This window comes from Bartonella sp. OD88NMGDW (genome assembly GCF_042193775.1).
GTDB lineage: Bacteria > Pseudomonadota > Alphaproteobacteria > Rhizobiales > Rhizobiaceae > Bartonella > Bartonella grahamii.
Map to the genome: position 1 here is coordinate 1 of NZ_JBHIMA010000047.1, position 1,545 is coordinate 1,545.

2 protein-coding genes are annotated in these 1,545 nt (G+C 33.9%); both read right to left on the reverse strand.

Annotation, left to right across the window (positions count from 1 at the left end; all coding sequences use genetic code 11):
* Positions 1-226: 226 nt before the first annotated feature.
* Positions 227-1,102 carry a type IV secretion system protein gene (locus ACFIJR_RS08960; RefSeq protein WP_375654057.1) on the reverse strand — a complete coding sequence of 292 codons (876 nt, stop codon included), beginning with the start codon at positions 1,100-1,102 and terminating at the stop codon, positions 227-229.
* Positions 1,099-1,242, reverse strand: coding sequence for a TrwH protein (locus ACFIJR_RS08965; RefSeq protein ID WP_375652237.1), 144 nt, complete (start codon positions 1,240-1,242; stop codon positions 1,099-1,101). The genes ACFIJR_RS08960 and ACFIJR_RS08965 overlap by 4 nt, the downstream gene beginning before the upstream one ends.
* Between the last annotated feature and the right edge of the window lie 303 nt (positions 1,243-1,545).

Sequence of the window (1,545 nt, forward strand, 5' to 3'; positions counted from 1 at the left end):
GATCAATTTTAGTGAAAAGTTGCGTGAACACTGTAAAGTCCATGGAATTCCTCTTTAATGAATTTTCAACTTTTTATCACCTTGAAACATAGATATATGCTAAACGTGTCATTTTCATTTATACATTACCCAAGTATTTGCATTACGATATCTTGGCTTTGATAAAATCTTTGTGCCTCTTTGAATTGTTCGGATAGTACTGAACTTTCTACAGTGGCTTTTGTTTTTATCGTATGGTAGGCATCCCGTTTGTTTCATGGTTAAAAATTTTCATATCAAGTTCGCGTCTTTTCCTTTTGATAAGTGATTGCTCAGCATTACGTAAATGCGCTACCATTTCCATCTTTATAAATTCATTTTGGATCATGGTTAACGAACCATCGATATGTGCTTGAAGATCTGCAGTATCTTTCAGGTTTTCTTTTTTTTGAATTTCATCTAATAGATGTTGGAGGTATTTAAAACGATTTTCTACGTTTTCAAAAGTTTCTAAACTTACAGCTTTATCTTGTATCGATGCAAATTGTAAACGCTCCGAAATAGCTTTGCCCATTTGATCAAAAGTCCCAGAAATTTTGTTTTCTTCCTCTAATACCTTTTGATATGATTCCCTTGAAAGCTTATCACGCTTATAGAGCGATTCTGGTTCTTTGAGAAAAAAACTAGAAAAGTCAATTGTTTTAGATCCAGTTTTCTGATTCTTTGTTATAGCTTGATAGGCTTTTTCTATTTGTGAAACTTGTTTTTTTTTCAACTCAAGCTGCTTTTTTAAGAGCTCAATAATTTCCTCTTTTTTTAAAAGCTGAAGGATTTCCGAATATTCTGCTGATAGAGCAGGTTGTGGCGGTGGAGCAGGTTGTGGCGGTGGAGCAGGTTGTGGCGGTGGAGCAGATGATAGCAATTTTAAACATTTTTCTAGGATTCCAGAGCTGTCTCTTCCATACTTTCGCTTTTCAAACTCTGCACGTGCCACTTCTAGAACATTGCATAAACTTGATGGATCTGCGTCTACACGTGTTTTAGAATGATCCACCACTGCATGTGCCAAATTTATCATTCCCCAAATGGTAATCATTCCTGTTATAATAAATCGCTTTTTCATATATTTGCTCGCTTGATTTCGGCAGGGATTGTTTTATTAATAGGTACACGGTTCCTATCATTGGGCTGTTTTAGCTTTGGTGCTAATGCACAAGCTGATAAAATGTTTGCAATCAAAATTATAAGAATGACCAACTTCATTTTAATATGACTCTTTTTTACTATTATATAGATCCTGATGTTTGTTGTCATTATTATAATTTTGACACCAAAGTAAAGTGTATAGTTTACGATAATTGATCTTTTCTTAATTTCATTTTTTAATTTATGAAAATAGCTCAATTTCAGTGCGAATATTTTTTACTGTAGGATTGGATATCCTCGTTATTTTGTCATATGGATATTAAGGGCGTTTGTTAGGGGAACTATTGCTTTTTATCTCATCTAGTTTCTATGTCTCCATAGATGTCCAAATGTAATTCCTTTTGCGAGAGAATTGGCAAC

Excerpts from the sequence above, each read along its gene's own strand:
- ACFIJR_RS08960 (WP_375654057.1), bottom strand. The coding sequence starts at position 1,102 with ATGAAAAAGCGATTTATTATAACAGGAATGATTACCATTTGGGGAATG.
- ACFIJR_RS08965 (WP_375652237.1), bottom strand. The coding sequence starts at position 1,242 with ATGAAGTTGGTCATTCTTATAATTTTGATTGCAAACATTTTATCAGCT.